Raw genomic sequence first — 964 nt, 5'->3', positions numbered from 1 at the left:
GACGTGAGGAAGGAGGTCATCTCCTGCTCGTAGCCGGCCAGGATGATGATCAGCCGGTCGCGGTCGTCCTCCGCCCGTTTGAGCAGCGTCTGCACCGCCTCGGCGCCGAACCTGTCGGGCTGCCCGTCGGAGGTGTTGACCAGCCCGTACGCCTCGTCGATGAACAGCACGCCGCCCAGCGCGCGGTCGACCAGCTCGTTCGTCTTGATCGCGGTCGCGCCGAGGAACTCGCCCACGAGGTCGGCCCGCTGCGCCTCCACCACGTACGGCGTGTCCAGCAGGCCGAACGCGTAGAAGATCTTCGCGACCGTGCGGGCCACGCTGGTCTTGCCGGTGCCGGGCGGGCCCACGAACACGAAGTGCCTGGTCGGCCTCTCGGAGGTGTAGCCCGCCTCGGCACGCAGCCGGGACGCCTCGATGGAGGCGGCGATCGAGCGCACCTGCTCCTTGACCGGGGCCAGGCCGATCATGCTCTCCAGCTCGCCGAGCGCCTCCTCCACCGAGATGCTGGGCGGGCCCGCCGCGCGGTCCTGCTGCGCTTCGGGCCGGCCCTCGCGCACCCGTACGCGCAACTGCTCCTGCTCGCGCGTGGACAGCTCAGCCCTGGCCCGGCGGGCGAGCACGAACCGGTAGAGCAGCACGGCCGCGGCGGCGCCGTACGCGACCCAGACGGCGATGCCCTCGGAGACGGGCGCCAGGGGCGACAGGGCGGCGGCCAGCAGGCCGGCCGGGATCAGGGCGAGCAGCGCGGTGAGCCAGGGCGCCACCCAGCGGATCAGGTGGGCCGCGGCGGCGACGGGCACCGCCAGCACCAGCAGCAGCGTCGGGGCGAGCGAGCGCACGGGGAACAGGACGGCGATCGCGGGCACCAGCGCGGCCCACGCCGCGATCACCAGGGCGGTCGCCGCGGCGCGCGGGAAGCGCAGGGTGAGCGCGACGAACCCGAGCACGAGGAGGGTGACGA

Annotated in this window: 1 protein-coding gene; it reads right to left on the bottom strand. The window is 73.8% G+C overall.

Going from position 1 to position 964, the window contains the following annotated elements; genetic code table 11:
• On the bottom strand, nucleotides 1–964 hold a 964-nt coding region (locus tag DAT37_RS26000; RefSeq protein ID WP_157978703.1), incomplete at both ends, for an AAA family ATPase.

Origin of the sequence: Nocardia aurea (genome assembly GCF_003123685.1) — a bacterium.
GTDB classification, from domain to species: domain Bacteria; phylum Actinomycetota; class Actinomycetes; order Mycobacteriales; family Mycobacteriaceae; genus Nocardia; species Nocardia aurea.
The sequence above is the reverse complement of the archived record's forward strand: the minus strand, read 5'-3'. Positions and strand labels throughout refer to the sequence as shown.